Source organism: Bacillus capparidis (assembly GCF_017832095.1).
GTDB lineage: Bacteria > Bacillota > Bacilli > Bacillales > Bacillaceae > Bacillus > Bacillus gobiensis.
Map to the genome: position 1 here is coordinate 149,069 of NZ_JAFDST010000003.1, position 20,276 is coordinate 169,344.

At 38.2% G+C, this 20,276-nt stretch carries 20 protein-coding genes and 4 pseudogenes; 13 read left to right on the forward strand and 11 right to left on the reverse strand.

Annotated elements, in window-relative coordinates; translation table 11 throughout:
• The first annotated feature begins 36 nt into the window (after positions 1–36).
• Together JOC74_RS14275 and JOC74_RS24320 are read left to right on the forward strand one after the other, a co-directional pair.
• Positions 37–762: a flavin-containing monooxygenase gene (locus JOC74_RS14275; RefSeq protein WP_376773395.1), complete on the forward strand. Its 726-nt coding sequence runs from the start codon at positions 37–39 to the stop codon at positions 760–762.
• A gap of 166 nt (positions 763–928) precedes the next feature.
• Positions 929–1,138, forward strand: a complete 210-nt coding sequence (locus JOC74_RS24320; protein WP_376773396.1) for a hypothetical protein — start codon at positions 929–931, stop codon at positions 1,136–1,138.
• Positions 1,139–1,169: 31 nt separating this feature from the next.
• Here the strand turns inward: JOC74_RS24320 and JOC74_RS14280 are convergent, their stop codons facing one another.
• Entirely contained in the window at positions 1,170–2,069 is a 900-nt protein-coding gene (locus JOC74_RS14280; RefSeq protein ID WP_053605342.1) for a LysR family transcriptional regulator, read from the reverse strand.
• Between the two features lie 125 nt (positions 2,070–2,194).
• On the opposite strand from JOC74_RS14280, the gene JOC74_RS14285 reads away from it, so the two are divergent.
• Both JOC74_RS14285 and JOC74_RS14290 read left to right on the forward strand, forming a co-directional pair.
• The gene (locus JOC74_RS14285; protein WP_053605343.1) at positions 2,195–2,890 is read left to right on the forward strand and encodes an O-methyltransferase; all 696 of its coding nucleotides are present in this window, start codon (positions 2,195–2,197) and stop codon (positions 2,888–2,890) included.
• Positions 2,890–3,459: a pyridoxamine 5'-phosphate oxidase family protein gene (locus tag JOC74_RS14290; protein ID WP_053605344.1), complete on the forward strand. Its 570-nt coding sequence runs from the start codon at positions 2,890–2,892 to the stop codon at positions 3,457–3,459. The genes JOC74_RS14285 and JOC74_RS14290 overlap by 1 nt, the downstream gene beginning before the upstream one ends.
• A 118-nt stretch (positions 3,460–3,577) precedes the next feature.
• On the opposite strand, the gene JOC74_RS14295 is transcribed toward JOC74_RS14290, so the two are convergent.
• From JOC74_RS14295 to JOC74_RS14305, 3 genes are all read right to left on the reverse strand, one after another.
• Positions 3,578–4,057, reverse strand: a complete 480-nt coding sequence (locus JOC74_RS14295; RefSeq protein ID WP_053605345.1) for a DUF3995 domain-containing protein — start codon at positions 4,055–4,057, stop codon at positions 3,578–3,580.
• A gap of 60 nt (positions 4,058–4,117) precedes the next feature.
• A complete protein-coding gene (locus tag JOC74_RS14300; RefSeq protein ID WP_211086194.1) occupies positions 4,118–4,777 on the reverse strand; it encodes a DUF3995 domain-containing protein in 660 nt (219 codons plus the stop codon).
• A 398-nt stretch (positions 4,778–5,175) separates the two neighbouring features.
• Positions 5,176–7,032: a glycoside hydrolase family 66 protein gene (locus JOC74_RS14305; RefSeq protein WP_053605347.1), complete on the reverse strand. Its 1,857-nt coding sequence runs from the start codon at positions 7,030–7,032 to the stop codon at positions 5,176–5,178.
• 325 nt (positions 7,033–7,357) lie between these two features.
• On the opposite strand from JOC74_RS14305, the pseudogene JOC74_RS14310 reads away from it, so the two are divergent.
• From JOC74_RS14310 to JOC74_RS14325, 4 genes and pseudogenes are all read left to right on the forward strand, one after another.
• Positions 7,358–7,833, forward strand: a pseudogene (locus tag JOC74_RS14310) (YbaK/EbsC family protein).
• Positions 7,834–7,926: 93 nt separating this feature from the next.
• The gene (locus tag JOC74_RS14315) at positions 7,927–8,328 is read left to right on the forward strand and encodes a hypothetical protein (RefSeq protein ID WP_053605349.1); all 402 of its coding nucleotides are present in this window, start codon (positions 7,927–7,929) and stop codon (positions 8,326–8,328) included.
• Positions 8,329–8,500: 172 nt separating this feature from the next.
• Positions 8,501–9,343 carry a mechanosensitive ion channel family protein gene (locus JOC74_RS14320; RefSeq protein ID WP_053605350.1) on the forward strand — a complete coding sequence of 281 codons (843 nt, stop codon included), beginning with the start codon at positions 8,501–8,503 and terminating at the stop codon, positions 9,341–9,343.
• A 488-nt stretch (positions 9,344–9,831) separates the two neighbouring features.
• A pseudogene (locus tag JOC74_RS14325) lies at positions 9,832–10,569 on the forward strand (alpha-amylase family glycosyl hydrolase); the annotation flags it as partial.
• Positions 10,570–10,902: 333 nt separating this feature from the next.
• Here JOC74_RS14325 and JOC74_RS14330 read toward each other — a convergent pair.
• The gene (locus JOC74_RS14330; protein ID WP_280882441.1) at positions 10,903–11,250 is read right to left on the reverse strand and encodes a winged helix-turn-helix transcriptional regulator; all 348 of its coding nucleotides are present in this window, start codon (positions 11,248–11,250) and stop codon (positions 10,903–10,905) included.
• A gap of 165 nt (positions 11,251–11,415) precedes the next feature.
• Between JOC74_RS14330 and JOC74_RS14335 the strand changes: the two genes are divergently transcribed.
• The 5 genes and pseudogenes from JOC74_RS14335 (at position 11,416) to JOC74_RS14355 (ending at position 16,175) form a co-directional block, all read left to right on the forward strand.
• The gene (locus tag JOC74_RS14335; protein ID WP_053605352.1) at positions 11,416–12,324 is read left to right on the forward strand and encodes an NmrA family NAD(P)-binding protein; all 909 of its coding nucleotides are present in this window, start codon (positions 11,416–11,418) and stop codon (positions 12,322–12,324) included.
• Between the two features lie 63 nt (positions 12,325–12,387).
• Positions 12,388–13,311, forward strand: a pseudogene (locus tag JOC74_RS14340) (aldo/keto reductase).
• A gap of 645 nt (positions 13,312–13,956) precedes the next feature.
• Positions 13,957–14,760, forward strand: a pseudogene (locus JOC74_RS14345) (alpha-amylase domain-containing protein); the annotation flags it as partial.
• A 376-nt stretch (positions 14,761–15,136) separates the two neighbouring features.
• Positions 15,137–15,400, forward strand: coding sequence for a CD3324 family protein (locus tag JOC74_RS14350; RefSeq protein WP_053605353.1), 264 nt, complete (start codon positions 15,137–15,139; stop codon positions 15,398–15,400).
• Positions 15,401–15,536: 136 nt separating this feature from the next.
• Positions 15,537–16,175 carry a FusB/FusC family EF-G-binding protein gene (locus JOC74_RS14355; RefSeq protein WP_053605354.1) on the forward strand — a complete coding sequence of 213 codons (639 nt, stop codon included), beginning with the start codon at positions 15,537–15,539 and terminating at the stop codon, positions 16,173–16,175.
• Positions 16,176–16,403: 228 nt separating this feature from the next.
• Here the strand turns inward: JOC74_RS14355 and JOC74_RS24155 are convergent, their stop codons facing one another.
• The 6 genes from JOC74_RS24155 to JOC74_RS14390 form a co-directional block, all read right to left on the reverse strand.
• Positions 16,404–16,682 carry a DUF4085 family protein gene (locus JOC74_RS24155; protein ID WP_082364214.1) on the reverse strand — a complete coding sequence of 93 codons (279 nt, stop codon included), beginning with the start codon at positions 16,680–16,682 and terminating at the stop codon, positions 16,404–16,406.
• A gap of 40 nt (positions 16,683–16,722) precedes the next feature.
• Complete coding sequence (locus JOC74_RS14370; RefSeq protein WP_053605355.1) at positions 16,723–17,112, reverse strand: GNAT family N-acetyltransferase; 390 nt, start codon at positions 17,110–17,112, stop codon at positions 16,723–16,725.
• A gap of 34 nt (positions 17,113–17,146) precedes the next feature.
• Complete coding sequence (locus JOC74_RS14375) at positions 17,147–17,527, reverse strand: hypothetical protein (RefSeq protein WP_053605356.1); 381 nt, start codon at positions 17,525–17,527, stop codon at positions 17,147–17,149.
• Entirely contained in the window at positions 17,484–17,837 is a 354-nt protein-coding gene (locus tag JOC74_RS14380) for a hypothetical protein (protein WP_053605357.1), read from the reverse strand. Before JOC74_RS14380 ends, JOC74_RS14375 begins: the two co-directional genes overlap by 44 nt.
• A gap of 143 nt (positions 17,838–17,980) precedes the next feature.
• Positions 17,981–19,225 carry a mannitol-1-phosphate 5-dehydrogenase gene (locus JOC74_RS14385; protein ID WP_082364216.1) on the reverse strand — a complete coding sequence of 415 codons (1,245 nt, stop codon included), beginning with the start codon at positions 19,223–19,225 and terminating at the stop codon, positions 17,981–17,983.
• A gap of 173 nt (positions 19,226–19,398) precedes the next feature.
• Positions 19,399–20,067 carry an HAD family hydrolase gene (locus tag JOC74_RS14390; RefSeq protein WP_053605358.1) on the reverse strand — a complete coding sequence of 223 codons (669 nt, stop codon included), beginning with the start codon at positions 20,065–20,067 and terminating at the stop codon, positions 19,399–19,401.
• Positions 20,068–20,276: the final 209 nt, after the last annotated feature.

Genomic DNA, 20,276 nt, shown 5'->3' on the forward strand with positions numbered 1-20,276 from the left:
TTGCTTTCTTAGTCATTTGAAAAGGACGTGCAAGATATGGGAATCTTTGATGTTGTAGTAGTTGGAGCAGGTCAGGCAGGATTAGCTATGGGGTATTATTTGAAGCAGAAAAATCTATCTTTTGTATTACCTTATGCAAACAATAAAATAGGTGATTCGTGGAGAAAAAGGTACGAATCACTTGTTTTATTTACAAATCGAAATTATAGCTCGTTACCTGGATTGAAAATGAGCGGCGATCAGGAAGGATATCCGAGCAAAAATGAAATGGCTGATTATTTAGAGCAGTATGTTTCCCATTTTGATTTACCAGTAAAAACAAATACCCCAGTTATAAAAGTAGAAAAGAAAGATGACATATTTATGATTACAACAAACCAAGGTAATATTCAATCTACACAAGTGATCATTGCTTCAGGCGCATTTCAAAAACCATTTATCCCCGCGATTGTTAAAAAGAATGGTGAGACAGAGCCCTTTCAAATCCATTCTTCGTCTTACGATTCGCCAAAGCAATTAAATGAAGGCTCTGTTCTAGTCGTTGGAGGGGGAAATTCTGGAGCACAAATTGCGGTTGAACTTGCTAAAGAAAAAAGTGTCACCTTGGCAGTGAGCCACCCATTAAAATTTTTACCCTTACGCTTTTTAGGAAAAAGCACATTTCATTGGTTAGACTTCTTAGGTTTATTGTATGCAGGAATCAATACTAAAAGGGGAAATGGTTTAGTAAACAAAGTGATCCTATCTTTGGCTATGAGTTGAAAAAACTAATAAAAGAAAACAAAATAGATGTAAAGCCTAGAGTAATAAAAATTGAAGGAAACCAAGCAGTTTTTTTTTCGAGGAAAACAGTATTTCTTCTTTCGAAAATATTATTTGGTCTACGGGATTTATTTCAGATTATGATTGGATCGATATAAACGGAGCATTGAAAAATGGAAAACCTGTTCACGAAAGAGGAATAAGCCCAGTTAAAGGATTATTTTTCATTGGCTTGCCTTGGCAATATCAAAGAGGTTCAGCGTTAATTTGCGGTGTAGGCAAAGATGCAGAATTTTTGATTGAGCACATAAAAACGAATTCTGGTAGTTTTAAAAAAATAGCTAATGCTTCAATTGTAAGTCTAATAAGTAATTGAGCCTTAGCATTATTATGGATTGTTTTCGTTATCAATTACTAAGAGTCTCCCGTTTACATATATCAATGAACTTTTTTACTAGCTCCGATTGTCTTTCGGTTTTGCGCACACAGATGGCAATTTTATTTGTTAAATGGATATCGTTGACGAATACTCTTGCTAGAAGTCCCCGCTCTACATATTCACGGACGACAATCGACGAGACAAAATTTGCGCCGTAACCTGCCATGACTGAACGAATCGCTTCGTGAAGACCGTTGAATTGCAATGATACCATTGGCGGCTGGACATTGTACGTTTGACATAATGAAAACAGCCGCTCTCTCGTTGAGCTTCCTTTTTCACGCATAATAAAAGGTTCTTGTATTATCTGGTGTAAGGATACGATTTGGTTCGCGTACTTATGTTCCGGGGAGACGACAAACCATAATTCATCCTCATAAAGCTCTTCTGCATCGATGGTTGTCGGGTGGCTCCCTGGCATATCGCCACCGAAGACGGCAATATCTGCTTTGTATTGCTGCAGCCGATCAAAAGCACCTTTTGAATTTGTGGTTGTAATAAGTAACTCAACGTCCTCATTTTCCTTTTTAAAGCTTGCCGCCCAATGAGGGATAAGGAAGTTAGCAGGTAAATAGGTAGCCGCGATCCGTAATTTCCCGCGTCTTGCCAGGCGATAATCCTCAACGAACAACTCAATTTGCTGTTCAAGTGCAAACAAATTTCGCGCTTTCTCCGCCAGCTCTATACCAAACTCCGTTAAAGAAATTCCGCGTCCTTCCTGTTTAAACAAGGAGAGACCCAGCTCCTTTTCAAATTTCTTTAGCTGGCTCGAAACTGCGGGCTGGCTAATTCGCAGTTCTTTCGCAGCCATTGTGATACTTCCCATTTCTGTCACGATATAAAAGAGCTTTAACGCATGCAGATTCACTTCGCTCAACACTCCTTATATAACTAAAAGTTATAGATAGTTAAAAAACATATATTGGAATTATGATTGATTTCATCATATAGTAGAAGTAGATTCAGAGTAAAGCCGAACGGAGGGGATATGTGATGGATGCACGTAAGACATGGGTTGAGGTTGACCAATACATCACGGAAAAACTGCTTTCAACTGACGCAATTCTTGATGCCGTACTGGATGCCAATGCAGCAGCCGGGTTGCCGGCGATTGATGTTTCACCGAATCAAGGGAAGCTCCTGCATCTGCTTGCCAAGCTGAGAGGCGCTCGTAACGTGTTGGAGATTGGAACGCTTGGGGGTTACAGCACAATCTGGTTAGCACGTGCTTTGCCAAAGAATGGCCGGGTCATTACTTTGGAAGCAAATCAGAAGCATGCTGAAGTTGCAAAGAAAAATCTTGAACTTGCAGGATTATCACAGCAGGTAGAGGTGGTTGTCGGTCCGGCGCTAGACACGCTGCCGACGCTGAGAGCAAAAGGACATGGTGTGTTCGACGTTATTTTCATTGATGCTGATAAGCCAAACAATCCTCATTATTTGAAATGGGCGTTAGAATTGTCGGCTGAAGGCACCCTCATTATTGGCGACAACGTAGTCCGGGAAGGGGAAGTGGTGAATCAGGATAGCAGCGACGAGCGTGTTCAGGGGACGAGACAATTTTTTGATTTGCTGTCTGCGGAAACTCGAATTGATGCGACAGCGCTTCAAACAGTCGGAAGTAAAGGATACGACGGCTTTGTGCTTGGCGTTGTGACGGATGGTGAGAAAAAACAGGAGGGGAAATAATGGGGGAAATGTTTTCTTCAATTCAACCTCAGCATAGGGAGTTTATTAGCAAACAAAAAATGTTTTTTGTCGGATCCGCACCCTTGCAATCAGATGGACATGTGAATATTTCCCCGAAAGGATATGACGCCTTGCGTATCTTCTCTCCGAATGAAGTGGCTTACTTAGACTTGACCGGGAGCGGGAATGAGACTAGCGCTCATTTAGAAGAAAATGGCAGAATAACATTTATGTTTATGGCTGTGGAAGGATCGCCGATGATTATGAGGTTGTACGGAAAAGGACGGGTTATATTGCCTGACAGTACTGAATGGAATGAGCTGATTGGACATTTTGATTACATTCCCGGTGCAAGACAGATTATTTTCGCCGACATTCATTCGGTAAAAACGTCTTGTGGTTTCGGTGTCCCTTTTTATTCATATGAAGGCGAACGAGAAACACTCAAGCATTCGAACGAAAAGAAAGCAGATGGTGACATCAGCGTATACCACTTGCAGAAAAATGCGGTCAGTATGGATGGAATAATGACCCCGTTGGGAAAACAGCTTCAATCGGAGAGAGGATGAGGAAAAAATTGTTGCAAGAACTACAAGTATGAGCATAGAGAAATTTATGAAAAAAGGGACACATATTATTCATGATTAATATGTGTTCCCATTTTTTTAACCCCTGATTCCACGGAACCTATCTCGTTCTTATTTGGTAGGACAATGCTGCGAGACATATCGTGACTCCCCATGTGAAAAATCCTCCATAGACTGGGATTAGCACCCATGGTTCGAACTCCGGGCTGTTAGATAAGTTAATGGAGCCACCGATTAATTTATAAAAAGTAATAATACTGACACTTATGAAAGTTATTCCTCCCAACCAAGCGGGAATGAGTACCAATAAGTGAGGGACATTCCGTCCCCATGGCCGAACCAATGCGAGCGCAAGTAAAGAGGCGATGACAGCTAAGATAACGGTTATGTCGATTCCGCATGAATACAGAAAACTACTGACCGGATCAGCACTCGTTCTCATAGATGCATGCAGCTCTTCGATTCCTTTCTCTGAAACCATTATAGTGACTCCAAATGCCCAAAGAGTCTTTAAAATGGCATAGGGAATGAGGGAGATAGATGCTGCGTACCCGCATTTGTCAGATAGTTTTCGTGTCATGTGATTGCCCTCGCCTCCTTGTATGTCTTAAAGGTCTCGTCGTGACCAGGACTCCGATTTTCATATTTTGCCGAAGTCATAAATAATCGCTAAGACAAAAAATGTTGTGAGTAGAAAAACGAAAGCCAAATAAAGCAGCGTACTTCGTCTAAATCGAGAAATTGGGGCATTGGAAGCTTGCGCGTAATAAGCAGCTGTTAAGCCCGCAAAAATTCCCATGATGACAAACCACGGTTCGTATATCAAAAGATCCCACAAAGCTAGACTTCGGACATCGAGTACAAGCCAGCCAGGGAAGTCAATTGTAATGAATCCTCCCAATAGAAGTGCTTTTGTGATGATTCCACTGATTCCATGGGCGATTAAAAAAGCTGTACAGAGAAGAGTGGGTATTAAGATAATAAGCCTCTGGATCTTCTTACCCCTAATCAAAGGCACCCAATCTGGAACGACCCTGCTCCATGGCTTGACGAGAGCAATCAAGACGAGTCCGCAAAACATAATGATAACACCAGCAATGTAACTTGCCATGTAAAATCCTTCTTTTAGTTGCCCCGGCATGCCAATTTGTCCACCTGCAGATTGATAGAATCGAACGAAAACTGCATATATGAGCGCCCAGAGACAATCGGCGTATGCGGGCCATACCGATACTTTTGTGAAACGTTCAAAGGAATTCAATCTTGGCATAGACGGCACTTTATTGTTTTGATTATTCATACATGCCTCCTGTTTTATCGAAATCGATTCTTCATCATTTCTGTTTCATTCTACATTCCAAAGTGAAAATTTAAGGTGACCTGAGGTTTTAAATCTGGTTTAAGAATTAGTAAGATCTCTTTGTCATAAAAGCTAGAATGATAAGGAAAAGGTGAGGATAAAGGTGTCGTGCGACGGTTAGCCTGGTTGCCGAGGCTCTTCAAGTCGAACCGGAAAAACGATTTCGTTTAGAGGAGCTGAAGAAGGGGAAGCCATTCTGATCGTGGCTGCGGGATTCGTAAGTCTGAAAAGTATGACAACATTGGGAAAGCAGCGTTCACAGGAATAAAGAGAGGGGGAATATGAAAATTGCCACGCTAAGCAAAAAGTATGCTTAGCGCGGAATCGTCTTTTTTTACTTAATTGGTAGTTTTATTCATGTAAATCATGTTCCAATACTCTAGGGACGGCACCTTGAATTTCACATAGTTCCCGTGTTTATCGCTGCCTTTTGTAAATCTCAATTGTTTTGACCGGCCGTCACTACTGTCGGGTGAAGCGATCCAGACAGAATTGATTTCTTCAGAAGGATAATATTTCACTTCAAAGTTTTTCACTTTTTCAGGTTTTTCTTTTTCTCCATCGGTTGCCCGCCAATCATCTTTCGTTACACCAAGCAAGTTAATCATTTGAATAATCTCGTGGTCATCATCCTTTTTGGAATATGCCCAAATTTTATTCGGTTCACCATACTTGCTATTTTTATAGCCCGGGACTTCGATTCGGTTCTTTGTTTCCGTTTGCCCGTCCCGAAGCAAATTTTCATAGGCGACGATAAAGTCATACATCTTCTCTGTATGATTTTTTAATTCATCTGTCATGTATAAATTTTGCGCAGGAAAATATTCATTGCTAAGCATATTGCCGTTGTCTCCAAGTTCCATGCGTGAACCGCCTGCAGCGTAAACCGTGGATCCGGTTAATATGACAGAAGGAGTATTGAACGCATTACCCGGATTCTTTTCTCCATAATCATAATTCATATAGGCAGGGACGACTAAAGATTTTCCTCCGCTTTCGATTCTCGACTGTTCAATTTCTTTTTTTAATGAATAATAAGAATCGTATAACTCTCCGTCACTATCTCTGTCCCACGGCCATATTTCTGCATAAATGACATCGACATCACTCACATTTGCATTTTCAATTCCTTGTGCACCGACTGGGTTGAATGCCAGATATTTATTACCAATGGCTTTTTTGGCAGAATTGAGATACTCCGTATACGTATCTTTTACGTAGAGGGTTTTACCGTCTGCTGTTTGCATTTCTCCCCATTCCCCAACCGTATCGGAATGCCATCCATCAAAATCAAAAGCATTAAAGACTTTATTCATCTCTTTGAAGATGTAATTTTGCCATCCCTTGTTGCTCATATCAAAAAAATACAAATGGGTGATTCCTGTTGGAGTTTCATCTGCCATTTTAAATTTGAATTGTCCTTCTCCACGATCATTGTTATCCGAGTAATACAATGCCCAATCTTGTTTGACTCCGTCTTTTTCGTAACCTGTTACGGCAGCATAAGCCATGTTATAAGCCATATTTACCATGTTTGCATCCTTGGCTTTTGAAATGTAGTTTCTGATAGCATCGCCATAGATCGGCCTGCCTGACCAATCATCCCATACATCAAGGTTATCGCCGATCGGTTTATGATGACGATACTTCCAATCATAGAACTGAAGTGCGTTAATATGGTAATCTTTCAATTTGTTTATTCTTTCCGTCGTATTTACATTTTTGGTAAAGTCCCACACATAACCGTAGCGAGGAAATTTCGTCCAAGAGGATGATACATCTACACCGACAGTATCTGTATCAATTTCTTTCTTATTGTGTTTCGCATCAACTTCAATTAAGTACCCTTTGAAATCTTCCGTCGGTGCCTTCCATTCAAATTTCAAATATTTTGATTGGCCTTTCTTGAGTGAGAAAGCTTGTTTCATCTTTGCATCAACGGTCTTACTTAAATGTTTTATCTTTACTTCAATTGTTCCATTGTTAATCGTGTCTTTCATTTTGTTCGTGAGCTTCACAGATATTTTCACTGTGTCTTTCGGATTGTACATTGATTTATCAGTTGTAACGGATTGAATCATTTTTTCACTAGATTCTTTAGCATAAATCTGTGAAGCGTTAAAAGAGTAAAAAATACTGCTTACTAACAAAAAAATACCTGCGAACTTCCCTACTCTTAATGAAAAACGTTTCAAATTAAACCACTCCCTTATTATATTTTGTAGTAAACGTTTACTCTTTTGGGAAAGAATATGTTTAAAAGAGTGGTATGAATAAGGTATTAAGGAGTTTTTAAAGCGCTTCCAATTAGATATTATATAAAATACATTGAATAGAATAATCCCAAAAGCAACATGAAAACGTTTACTTAAGTTCATATTAATAGCTGATATTCTAAATGTCTACGACTTATTGATTTTTCATACGATTTTCCTATGAGATGCAGCTGCTTTCTGTCTGATCATTGTATTTTGCTATACTAAGTGATATGTGTATCAAAAGAAAAGGTGAGTGATGGAATTGTCTATAGAACAAGTCAAAACCTATTTCAAGCAATGGAACAGAGAAAAAGACATCGTTGAATTTGAGGTGTCGAGTGCAACGGTTGGACAAGCTGCCGATGCTCTTCAAGTCGAACCTGAAAGAATTGCAAAAACGATAGCATTCAGGGGGCCTGAACAAGAGGAAGCCATTCTTATCGTGGCTGCAGGTGATGCAAAAATCGATAATAAAATGTTTCGCGAGACATTTGATATCAAGGCACGAATGCTCTCACCTGAAGAAACGCTACCGGACATGCGGTAGGAGGGGTTTATCCGTTTGGATTAAAAAATGATTTGCCTGTTTTTATGGATATCTCCCTACAACGATTTACTACCGTGTACCCTGCATGCGGCAGCAGCAATTCTGCAATTGGCCTTTCTTGTGAAGAGCTTTATACATACGGGAACGCTGAGAAGTGGGTGGACGTGTGTAAGGGTTGGAATGAAGATTAAGGCTGACTTTGCATAATCAATCAAAATAAAGTGATACTATGGCTTGTTCCCTCATAGAATGCGAGTAAGGAAATACATAAAGGGGGACATGCCATGCATGGACAGGAAGCCGAGGATTTCACGATTACAAAAGAGCTTCTATCACATTATCATCATTTAAGCATAAAGTCGAAAGACCTGAATGAAGAGCTGAACCAGCTAAAAAAAGTATTCAATGACTATTTTGATCGTACAGCCGGTAAACAGATGAAAGGTGAAATCCAGATAGGTGACTATAAATTGCAAAGGCAGATTCGCAAGACAGAAAGCTTTCATGATGTGAAAACAGTTGAGAAGCTTGAAGAACTTCGGCTTACCGATTGCATAGTTAAAAAGCCCGATAAAGAAAAAATCGAAGCTGCAATCACACTTGGAATTCTTTCAAGTGAAGACTTAAATGACTGTATTATCAAAAAAACGTCTCAAGCGATTGTTTTGAAAGAGATCAGTCGGTAATTGCTCCTTAAATGGGAGCTTTTTTCTGTTCAATATCGTTCTTTCATGTGCAACCGCATTCTGTTGCCGATAATTGGCAAACCCGCTTTATACGATAAATTAAAAGAATCTATTTTGAAACATATTTAGATTTACGTTATAATTGCCAAAATGAAAGAGGAGAGTCTTTAAAATGAACTTTATAGAAAATATTAATTGGGCAGAAATTGCCCTTGAGGCAGGAATTATCCTATTAAAGTTAATTGCCATCCTTATTGTGTTTCAAATTGTTCGATCTATAGGAAAGAAACTCATTCATTCTTCCTTTACAAAGATGCAGGAAAAGAAGGAAATGTCGTTAGGCAGAACAAAAACATTACAAGCTTTAACTGTTAGTATCTTTTCTTATGTAATTATCTTTATCACATTGGTGATTGTGTTAGGAATCTTCGGAATCAATGCAGCAGGATTAATTGCAGGTGCAGGTATTATAGGATTAGCGGTTGGATTTGGTGCACAAGGTCTTGTCAGTGATGTGGTAACAGGTTTTTTCTTGTTATTAGAAAAACAAATTGATGTTGGAGATTATGTCACTACTGCTGGTTATGGTGGTATTGTAGAAGAAGTAGGATTACGAACAACACAAATTCGTAGTTTTGATGGAACTCTTAACTACATTCCTAACCGAGAGATTACCTTACTTAGTAACCATTCTCGTGGTAACATGAGAGCTTTAGTGGATATAGGTATTTCTTATGATGATAATATTGATAAAGCTATAGAAGTTATTCAAGGAGTTTGCGATAAAGTTAAGGAAGAAAACGAAAATATTGTTGAAGGTCCAAATGTACTCGGTGTTCATAATCTTGGAGCATCAGATGTTGTCCTTCGTGTCATTGCGAAAACACAAAATATGGAACAATGGGGCGCTGAAAGACAACTTCGAAAAGCCATAAAAGAAGCTCTTGACCAAAACGGAATCGAGATTCCATTTCCACACCAGGTATACATTGAAAAACAACAGGCAGCAAGATAGTAAGTTTCAAAACGGAAACTAAAACGCGAGCACTCAAAGGAGAGTGCTCGTTTTTTGTTGGATTTTTTTCTTCATTATAAGGGTAGGCTGTCCCGGTCAACGTCTGCATAAATTCCTGGTAAATCCAAAAGGACAATTCGTCTTCCGAAGAATGGCCGTTTGAAAATCTTCAATTGATTACCTTACTTTGTTAGACACTAGTAGTTTAGACTTGTTTTATACAGTAATTTGAAATGATTATTGGATTGGTTAAACGCAAATAACTGATAATCTAGGTAAAAAGGATTCCCTGTTTTTCTATCATTAGCAATATTGCTCGTTTGTTATAGAATTGTTATTTTTTATATGGAGATGGCAAACATGTATTAGAAAACAAAATGAAGACTAGGGCTATTTAAAAGTTACCATCCCCAATTGAAGATCCAGTAAATATTGTTGTTGATTGAGTAAACGTTATCGTATTTTCCTAAACTAACTTTGAAAGAGGGATGAGATTGAAAAAAACGTGTATTAAATGGTTACTGGTTTTTAGTTTGGCATTAGGGATTATTTTTCCGGGGACATCAGCCTTTGCAAGCACAAATAAAACAATGATGCAGTATTTCGAGTGGTATGTACCTAATGATGGAAATCATTAGAATCGTTTGCGTGACGATGCTTCATATTTGAAAAACATTGGAGTAACATCTATTTGGATTCCACCGGCATATAAGGGAACAAGTCAGGCCGATGTAGGGTATGGAGTTTATGATATATATGATCTAGGGGAATTTAATCAAAAAGGAACCATAAGGACGAAATATGGAACAAAGGCGGAACTTCAAACGGCTATTAACAACCTGCATGAAAATGGAATTCAAGCATACGGCGATGTAGTAATGAACCATAAAGGGGGAGCAGATTACCTGGAAACCGTCGATGCGGTTGAAGTTGATTCTGCCGATCGCAATCGTGAAGCATCGCAGCCATATACCATTCAAGCTTGGAGTGGTTATGATTTTCCAGGAAGGGGAAATACATACAGTTCTTTTAAATGGAATTGGACTCACTTTGACGGAACGGATTGGGATCAATCGAGGAGCTTGAAGAGAATTTATAAATTCGCAGGCAAAGCATGGGATTGGCAAGTTTCCAGTGAAAATGGAAACTACGATTATCTCATGTATGCAGACATTGATTATGATAATTCTGAAGTCGTCAATGAAATGAAAAATTGGGGAACTTGGTGTTTCATGATAATAAAGTTGTTTAAATCATAATAAAGTCGTTTAAAAAATAATAAAGTCATTTAAAACTTAAACGTCAGTTATGCTATTTAACAATCGGGTCATATTGCGGAATAACGAATCAAACTTTTTGTAAACTTATTTTCGTGATTCACTCCGGAATAAATTTTAGTTGAGCCAATTTCTGAATGATGGTATCCAGATTAATTGGCTCTTAATTTTTATTAAATACGTAATATACATATATATTGATGTGTTGCCTTGCTGCCATGAGGTTTAGAATCCCTTGAAAAATGGATCTATGGCCGACTGTAAGAATCCAAAAGCTGGGGATTATAAATTGGTATTAGGTTCAGTCTGGTCCGCATAGGAGACTCCCCAATCAGATAGAGTTGTTAAAATCGGTAAAAGACTTTGACCAACATCAGAAAGAGAGTACTCTACTTTAGGCGGTACTTGATTATAAACAAATCGATTGATAATACCGTCCTGTTCTAATTCTCTAAGCTGCTTTGTTAACATTTTTTGTGTAATCTGTGGTAATTCTCTTTTTAATTCACCAAAACGCATATTTCTTTCACCCAGATACCATAAAATTAGTACTTTCCATTTACCTCCTATAAGCTGCAATGTTAATTCTATTGAACATCTAAATTCTTTATCTTTGTATTTCACCAACATGTTTTTCCCCTCCCGCTTATAGATAATAACACAGTATCAAATTGGATACTACGTGTCATAAAAGTGCCTACTTGTTATTTTTATACCATAGGCAGTATTATTAGTACCAGATTTGTTTTGAAGGCAAAAGCCAAAATAGCAAAGCAAATAGTGGAGGTGCAAACTATGTACGTAATAACAGGAGCAACTGGAAGAACAGGCAGCATAGTAGCAAATTATTTATTAGATAAGGGACAGACGGTTAGAGTGATTGGTAGAAACTTAGAACGCTTAACGCCTTTTGTACGCAAAGGAGCAGAGCCGTTTGTCTCTGAACCTACAGATGAGGCAAGATTAATTGAGGCCTTTTCGGGGGCTGAAGCAGTCTATGTGATGCTTCAACCTAATTATATTATAACTAGCAATGACTTTCCCGCTTATCAAAAGAGTGTAATAAGCGCAATAACATCTACATTAGAACAGGCAGAAGTTAAAAATGTTGTCTCTCTTAGCAGTTGGGGAGCAGATAAAGAAAAGGACACTGGACCTGTTACAGGATTACATCTGCTTGAACAGCGCTTAAACCAAATTGAACAGCTGAATGTTTTACATTTACGATCTGGATACTTCATGGAAAATTTACTTTCACAAATTAAAAACATTATATTTCATAATGTTGCAAGAGGACCTTTTCTACCCGATGTTCAGTTCCCTATGATTGCCACACGTGACATTGGGCGAATTGCAGGAGAAGCTATGCTAAAACGTAACTATCAAGGTCAACAAATAAGAGAGTTGCACGGAAGCTGTGATTTGAGTATGAGTGAAGCGGTGAAGCTTATAGGAAAAGCTTTTGATAAACCAAACCTCAACTATATACAAACAACCGAAGAAGAAGCCCGAAAAGAAATGAGAATGAATGGGTATTCAGAACATATTATAGGCCTTGTTTTAGAAACAACAAGAGCCTTAAATACAAAGCACATCAGGATGTTGGAACAGCGGACGTTCGAAAATACATCCTCGACTTCATTTGAAACTTTTATAAATGAAGTATTTATACCTCAATATGAGAAGGAAGCGGCTCAAATATAAAAATAGTCTAACCGCAATAATTGATGTGAGAGGTCTGAAGGTAACTTATAAGGAGGCTTTGCCATGCAACGCAGACGAATAGGGAACAGTAATCTAGAAGTATCAGCTCTTGGATTAGGTTGTATGACCATGTCCGATTTTTATGGAAGCGACAGGGATGAGCAAGAATCCATATGGACGATTCATCGTGCATTGGAACTTGGTGTGGATTTTTTGGATACGTCGGATATGTACGGTATCAGAGAAAATGAAAAATTAGTGGGAAAGGCAATTAAAGACCGCCGTCACAAGGTCAATGTAGCTACCAAGTTTGGGGTAGTACGCGACAACAGAGGAGGGATGATGGGATATAACGGAAAGGCGGAATATGTTAAGGATGCCTGTGAAGCAAGCATGCGCAGACTAGGTACTGACCATATCGATCTGTATTATTTGCATCGTATCGATCCCTTTACGCCGATTGAGGAGACTGTAGGCGCGATGGCTGACCTGGTGAAGGAAGGCAAGGTTCGTTATATCGGTCTTTCTGAGGCTCCACCAGATATGATACGCAGAGCACACGTGGTTCATCCAATATCGGCAGTGCAAACGGAATATTCCTTGTGATCCCGGGACATTGAAGACGAGGTTCTTCCTACCTGCAGGGAGCTTGGCATCGGGTTTGTAGCCTACAGTCCACTTGGGCGCGGTTTCCTGACAGGTACGATTCAACGAAACGAGGATTTGGGGTACGATGATATTAGGCGGAATTCCCCTAGATTTCAAGGACGTAACCTACAGAAGAATCTACAATTTGTTGCCCAGATTCAAAAAATTGCTGCCAAGAAGGGATGCACGGCTCCTCAATTAGCACTTAAATGGATCCTTATGCAAGGAAACGATATTGTACCTATTCCAGGAACGAAAAAAAGAAAATATTTAGAAGAAAATATTGGAGCTTTGCAGGTTGAGCTTACTAATTCGGATCTTAAATTAAATAAAAATTAATCAATAACACAAGTCAAATTCCTTAACGTAAAGGTATTTGGCTTTTTGCATGTTGTATTTTGATTAGCGTACAAAATTTCCGAAATGTTGGCTGTACCCCTTAAACAAATTAATGAAACAGCGCCAAAAAATGTTGCCGCAGGCCCCCGATAATATTTTAAGATACCTACGGAAACTCCAGTTGTTGCTATAACATTGGAGGCATTTCAGCAGGATTAATAATGGCTGAAGCCGGGTTTTAAAATAAATTGCACCGTTTTTTCCCCTTTAGTTCTGATTTATCTAAAGGGGTGTCTTTATGTCCAAAGGAAAAGGGGCAACTGAAGATAATCACTGATTTCAATATTTATACAAAAAGTTCTTTATTTTACTTGACTCATTATTTATGGGCAAAATCTTTTTCTTATTCAAGTAACAGGGAAACGAGAAAAATTGTAATTGTATTATCTTGAAATCGAGTCTTCTGCTAAAGGGTGCGATTGTTGTATAACCTTTAGATTTAAACGACTTTATTGTTTTATCTTTGGTATAGAAAAAGTGTTTTACATGAAAATTAAACAACTTTATTTTAACACCGCCCACATTTATGGACGATGTTATGCGAGTTTATAGCATTGATATTAAACAACTTTATTGTCGCCGATCACTTGGTATGCAAATGAACTGAATTTGGACGGATTTAGAATGGATGCAGTTAAACATATCAAGCATAGTTTTTCAAAGGATTGGGTAGACCACGTCAGAGCTTCTACCGGCAAAGAAATGTTTACTGTTTCTGAATACTGGCAAAATAACTTTTCTGCAATTGAAAACTATTTGTCTCAAGTGGATTTTAATCAGTCTGTTTTTGATGTTCCTCTTCATTTTAATTTTCAAAATGCATCCAACTCAAATGGACAATATGATATGAGCAATCTTCTGAATGGAACGGTGGTTTCAAAGTACCCGTCCAATGCCGTTACTTTTGTTGAAAATCATGATTCCCAACCAGGTCAAGCGCTTGAGTCAACAGTCCAATCATGGTTTAAACCCCAAGCATATGCTTTTATTTTAACTAGACAATCGGGTGATCCAACTGTATTCTATGGAGACATGTATGGAACAAAGGGAACGACAAGCTATGAAATTCCTGAATTAAAAGCAAAACTGGAACCGTTACTGCTGGCAAGAAAAAACTATGCGTATGGAACTCAGCATGATTACCTTGATCACTCGGATCTTATTGGTTGGACAAGAGAAGGAAATACGGAGCATGAAAAATCGGGTCTTGCCACGCTAATAACGGATGGAGCAGGTGGATCGAAATGGATGTATGTAGGATCACAAAATGCCGGGGAAACTTGGTATGATATAACGGGAAACCAAACAAATACCGTTTCAATTAATCAGGACGGATGGGGGCAATTTTCGTTGAACGATAAATCTGTTTCAATTTATGTCCAACAATAAAACGTAGGTCACTTGTAGCTTTCGAATAAAGTTTAATCAAATTTAGGAACAGCTAATGACTGTTCCTTTTTTTGTGTGCGGTTTTTCTTACTACGATTCTTGAGGATAACTTCTTTTCCTCATTTCTAGATGATTTTTCGTTCATTGGGTTTATGATGTATAATAAATTCAAAAGATCAGGAGGTGGAAAAAATGGCAAATAATACGTGTTTGTCAAAGAATGCAGCGACTCATGCAAAGCCTGATATTGGAGAGGCGATACTTTGCATGGGGCGAACGTTATTCTAAAAATCGCCTAATAGCTTCTATCATTTCTAATATCTTTGGCTTTGCACCTTATTTTTCATTTAAAAAAAGAATAAGGGGCTAGGCAGGAATGAGATATATAAAAGCAAACGCTATTTTACCTGAGAAGCTGATTGAAGAAATTCAAAAGTATGTCCAAGGAGAAACCATTTATATTCCTAAACCAAAAACGGAATATCAAAAATGGGGAACACGTTCCGGAGGAAGAAAGGTAATTGATGACAGAAACGCCTCTATTAAACGAGCTTTTAAAAGGGGCCGGACGATTCAGCAACTATCTGAGGAATATTTCCTTTCAATAGAAACGATCAAAAAAATTGTGTATTCTAAATAGGTACGATAAGCACTGGTCATCGATGATCGGTGCTTTTTGTATGTCGAGTTTGTTTATCAATCATCTTCTGCATTTCATAAAAATAGCGGATCTTTTAAAATATAAAAGGACTAACAAGTCAGGAGGCGTATTTAAAATGGAACCCTTTATAAGAAGCGATCAGTATAATTTTATCCGAACTCAGACACAGATCTTAATAAATGGCCACTTGTCTGTTAACGATAAGAAGGTTCTTCATGCGCTAAAATTGATCACGGTAGAAAAAGTCATACAATTATTCGAAGACATTAACGATGAGCAAAAACAATTGCTGAACCCGATTGTTAATGTCGAAGATAAGACATGCGCTGAAGAATTTCTATTACAGGTAGAGCCGTATGTCATCCCATTTAAAAATATAACGGAACAAAGGATAAAGAAATTATTCCCTAAAGCAAAGAAGCTGAAGATTCCTTCGTTAGAGGATATGGATTTGAAAGAGATGTCATACTTGGGCTGGAATGATATAGGTTCAAATAAAAAATATATTGTTACCGAGTTGGATCAAAAGCTAATCGGGCTGCAAGGTACATTTAAAAACATCAATCAAAAAGGAATTTGTGCGCTGTGCAACGGGTTTGAAGAGGTGGGTTTATTTGTTTCCGAATCAAAAGGATCAGGAAAAGGCACATTTACTAAAAGAGGAAATTACATTTGCCAAGACAGCCAGAAATGTAATCACAATATGACTACATTGGATAAATTACATGATTTTATTGAGAGGCTGACGAAATGAGTAAATACGGTAAAAGAAAAAGATAGATACAAGCAATTTAGCTTGATCTATCTTTTGGCACTAAGCAGCAAGCCTGTTTTAATCTCCTATATTCAGTACCCATTGACGCAGCTTTTTTTTCGGGTAGTATACATTGCCATTTAACGTAATATGCGGGATGTTTGGGTATTCTTGAATTAGCACTTTTGCATCTTCTTTAGATACACCTAAAAAATCATGGACTTCACTTCAATCAAGAAGTTCGAGCTCGTCATCCTCATCTAGCTTTTCAATAAAATTAACCCCGTTTGGGTTTTTGAAATTTTTTATAAAATGTATGGGTGAAGGAAGCGTTTCAGGCAGAAATTTTAATAAATCGTTTTTTCGTGATTTCAAATCTTCTTTATGATTCTTTTTGTAAGCTATCCAAAACTCAATTGATTCATTCCATTCCTCTTTTGTTTCAGGAAATACTAAAAAACCCGATACATGCATTTCTTTATACCAATCGATTGTGAAATATTTCAAAGAAAGTCCTCCTTACTTAGTGCTAACCATCTGGCATTCGTTAATTTATCCAATACACTCCACCTGAAGAAGGTGTAAATCCACAAGTTTTATAAAAATTAGCATGATGAGAATCATATGATACAGTTACGATTCCTAATCCCATCGCCTGGGCTTCCTTTAGCAGCTCCTTTACTAAATCAACGCCAATCCCTTTTTTCTGATAATTAGGATGAACAATGATGTCTTCCAAATAACCATGTTCTAATCCCATCCCGCAAACGTAACCAAAAGCTATTAATTTATTTTCGTCCCTGGCTCCAGCCCAAAAATTACAACGCTCGAATAAAGCTGGATAATCGTTGTCACGCCTGCCCCAACCAACAAGCTCTCTTAATTCCGGCACTTCATGATTAGCTATTGGCAAGTTAATGATAATTTCAAATTTCACGAATAAGATCTTCCCCTATTTTTAAAATTTTATATCATTTATGATGTATGTAATTAAACAAGATAAACGTCATCATGAGCAAGGCTTCTATTTCTTTAAAGCTTTCGACAGCTTCAAAATGGTATTGAGATTTCAATAAAGCGGACCGCTTCCCCCTCGCAATCACTCGATTATTAATTAACACTTCTGTTTTTGAATCTATGCTAATAGAAGATTTATAGTAGTATGTATTGTCTTCTAATTCTAAAAATAACCCTTCTTGGAGCTTAGTAGAGTTTTTAAGGGAGTAATCCGTTTTAACTTTTCCTATCATTTGATCGTTTTGATAAATGTGACACGTTCCGTTTGATCGAAATAACTTCTTTTTTTGCTCAACGAACGTAAAATGGTCTCCATTTTGTAAGTACAACCTCATTGAAGGCATGTTGCCACCAATGCCGATAGAAACGATGATACTCGCCTTCTTTTTGATTTCCTTTATAGAGCAATTTTTTTTCGGTTGAATATCGTTCCTTCATAAGAGTGTTCCAACCGTCAACTGTTTCATTTGGGGTGTATGTAAAGTCGCGTTTCATTTGCCATTTGTGAATCAGCCAGAGAATAAAAACGCCAGCAAGGAATAAAGACAGCGTGTAAAATTGATGCATTTCAAATTTCCCAATGACAATCAATCGAATAATCATTGCTATCAAGAGAACAATAAATAAAAACAACAATCTTCCCAAACTGTCTCACTCCTCCCTTTCGATTCATACGATCGCAAAAGAAGAAAAGTTTCATAATTGTAATTTTGAGCAATTACTGAAGTGAGTTGAGACTGCCTTAAAAAAACCAGCTCACTGTTGCAGAAGCGAGCTGGTTCCTTATACTATAATGTTAATTTAGCTTTTTCCCTAAGTTGGTATTTATGCTTGAATTCTTTATATTTATTGGCGATTCTGTTGTGGATCGGGTGAGAGCTTGGAATTCCTAAATATTTAGTGATGACTTGATTGATTCCATTTTTACGGATAGCTTGCTTCAATTTGATGGCTTCATGGTCTTTAGAGTAATCAAAAAGCAGTGCAGCAGCCATGGCTTTTGTCAGATGGGAAACGTCCATGCCTAAATCATACGTTTGCAGGGTAGGTCGAACTAAGCGGTCACCTTTAGATAGCTTGCGAATCGGGGCGCGTCCAACACGTACAACCTTATCGGTCAAGCCTGGGTTTGAAAATCGATTAAGGATATTATTAATATATTTCTCATGCTCCGTTTCATCCAGCTGGTATTTTTCTGTTAACAAACTACCGGTTTCATACATGACTTTTTTAATTTCTGCTTTTAATTTTGGATCGTCCATGACTTCTTGGATCGTTGAATATCCTTGAAGATAGCCATAATATGCTGCGCAGCAATGGCCGGTATTGACAGTGAATAGTTTACGTTCGATAAAGGCTTCAAGGGAATCTACTAATTTAATATCCTTTATTTCTGGCAGTCCTCCAAGCATTTCGGAACGGTCAATAACCCATTCAAAATAAGGCTCGACGGTTACTTCAAGCGGATCTTCATGGTTCTGTGCTGGCACGATTCGATCGACAGCTGCATTCGGAAATGCTACGTAGCGATCTGCTTTTTCGTGAAGGTCCTTTTGGATATGCTCGTAAACATATTTTTTCAGCTTAGAGCTTGCTCCAATCCCATTTTCGCAGGCGATAATATGAAGAGGGCGGGTGTTGCTTTGCAACCTAAGCTCAATGCCATCTGCGATTTTCTTAGCTATATTCTGTAAATTTGATACACCAACAGCTGTCGTTATGAGATCGGTCTCCGCGATGCGTTTAGCCACGGAAGCTTTATCTTGTGAAGAGATGGCAGTGATATTTTTTACATCAATTTGATCGTTTGTTTGGTTGGCGATATAGACGGAGTATTGTTTTCGTTGCTTGAGAAGGGAAATTTTCTTTTTGTTTCGTGTAACAAAACATACCTCATAACCTGACTTTGATAGCAGTAGTCCGATAAATCCTCTGCCAATGTTTCCTGCTCCAAAATGTACAGCATGTGGCTTGCCTGAGAGTTTTAACGGGTGTGCGTCTGAATCGTTATTTTCTTTAAACGATTTATTCATAGGCTTTCTCTCCTTTTATATTCATTTTTTGAAAGTGTAAGTTTTCCGCCTAGCGCTGCTTATGCATGTATTTAGAATCATCGCCAGTACTTCCTTCACTTATAAAATTGTACAGTCGCCCTGCCGAAGAAATCGGCAAGGAAACTGTTGTTTACTGTAACTCTTTCAATCTATTATTTTACTTTTTGGAGTAAGTTTTCGATTAGCTCATCTAATTCATGGCTTTCTAATGAATCAATCGTGTGATGGCCAGTGCTAAACGGCAGCTGCTCTGTAATGGTGTTTTTAATTACGACAGTATGAATACCGGCTTTAACGGCTGCACGTGCTCCATTTGGAGAATCTTCGATAGCAATTGCCTCACTGGCTTCCACTCCTAAATGATCTAATGCCTTCAAATATACCGCAGGATCAGGCTTTACATTCTCAACATCATCAGCTGTTGAGAAGCAGTCAAAGTAATCGGCGATGCCGAGCTGGTTCACGTATTTCTCAACCCACTCCATATGAGAACTTGTTGCAAGGCCTATTTTTAGTCCTGCAGCCTTTGCGGCCTTTAAATAATCCAGAACTCCAAGTCTGATGGCTTCTTTTTCCATTAATTCGGTGTGTCTTGATTGGATTGCTTCTCTGAATTCATCAAGGTCTATTGCAATATTATGATGTGTACTTAAATAAGTGTAAGGATTAAAGGAGTGGAGGCTGGTACCGAGGCATTCTGAATATTTTTCTAATGTTAATTCAACTCCATGTTCTTTATACGCATCTCGAAAAGCGACATACCAAGCCGTCTCTGTGTCAATAATTGTGCCGTCGAAATCAAAAATAATAGCTTTAATCATATAAGTTTCCTTTCTCCCTTCAAATAAATTATTTGTCATGCTTCACAGCAGAGTGAACTAAAAAAATTACTTAAAATTCTTTAAAAATTTTGAATCTTATATATAACCGTAACATTAAGTAACAAGGGGTTCAAGGAATTTGCCGGGGAAGGGACAGGTTATGTAATAAAACATAACATGTTAAAGCCTCATGATTATGACAATGGTAT

Coding starts and splice junctions, on each gene's coding strand:
- JOC74_RS14300 (WP_211086194.1), bottom strand. CDS start 4,777: ATGAATAATCAAAACAATAAAGTGCCGTCTATGCCAAGATTGAATTCC.
- JOC74_RS14335 (WP_053605352.1), top strand. CDS start 11,416: ATGTACGTAATAACAGGAGCAACTGGAAGAACAGGCAGCATAGTAGCA.
- JOC74_RS14330 (WP_280882441.1), bottom strand. CDS start 11,250: ATGTTGGTGAAATACAAAGATAAAGAATTTAGATGTTCAATAGAATTA.
- JOC74_RS14375 (WP_053605356.1), bottom strand. CDS start 17,527: ATGAGGTTGTACTTACAAAATGGAGACCATTTTACGTTCGTTGAGCAA.
- JOC74_RS14320 (WP_053605350.1), top strand. CDS start 8,501: ATGAACTTTATAGAAAATATTAATTGGGCAGAAATTGCCCTTGAGGCA.
- JOC74_RS14315 (WP_053605349.1), top strand. CDS start 7,927: ATGCATGGACAGGAAGCCGAGGATTTCACGATTACAAAAGAGCTTCTA.
- JOC74_RS14290 (WP_053605344.1), top strand. CDS start 2,890: ATGGGGGAAATGTTTTCTTCAATTCAACCTCAGCATAGGGAGTTTATT.
- JOC74_RS14385 (WP_082364216.1), bottom strand. CDS start 19,225: ATGAATAAATCGTTTAAAGAAAATAACGATTCAGACGCACACCCGTTA.
- JOC74_RS14275 (WP_376773395.1), top strand. CDS start 37: ATGGGAATCTTTGATGTTGTAGTAGTTGGAGCAGGTCAGGCAGGATTA.
- JOC74_RS14350 (WP_053605353.1), top strand. CDS start 15,137: ATGAGATATATAAAAGCAAACGCTATTTTACCTGAGAAGCTGATTGAA.
- JOC74_RS14295 (WP_053605345.1), bottom strand. CDS start 4,057: ATGACACGAAAACTATCTGACAAATGCGGGTACGCAGCATCTATCTCC.
- JOC74_RS14390 (WP_053605358.1), bottom strand. CDS start 20,067: ATGATTAAAGCTATTATTTTTGATTTCGACGGCACAATTATTGACACA.
- JOC74_RS14285 (WP_053605343.1), top strand. CDS start 2,195: ATGGATGCACGTAAGACATGGGTTGAGGTTGACCAATACATCACGGAA.
- JOC74_RS14355 (WP_053605354.1), top strand. CDS start 15,537: ATGGAACCCTTTATAAGAAGCGATCAGTATAATTTTATCCGAACTCAG.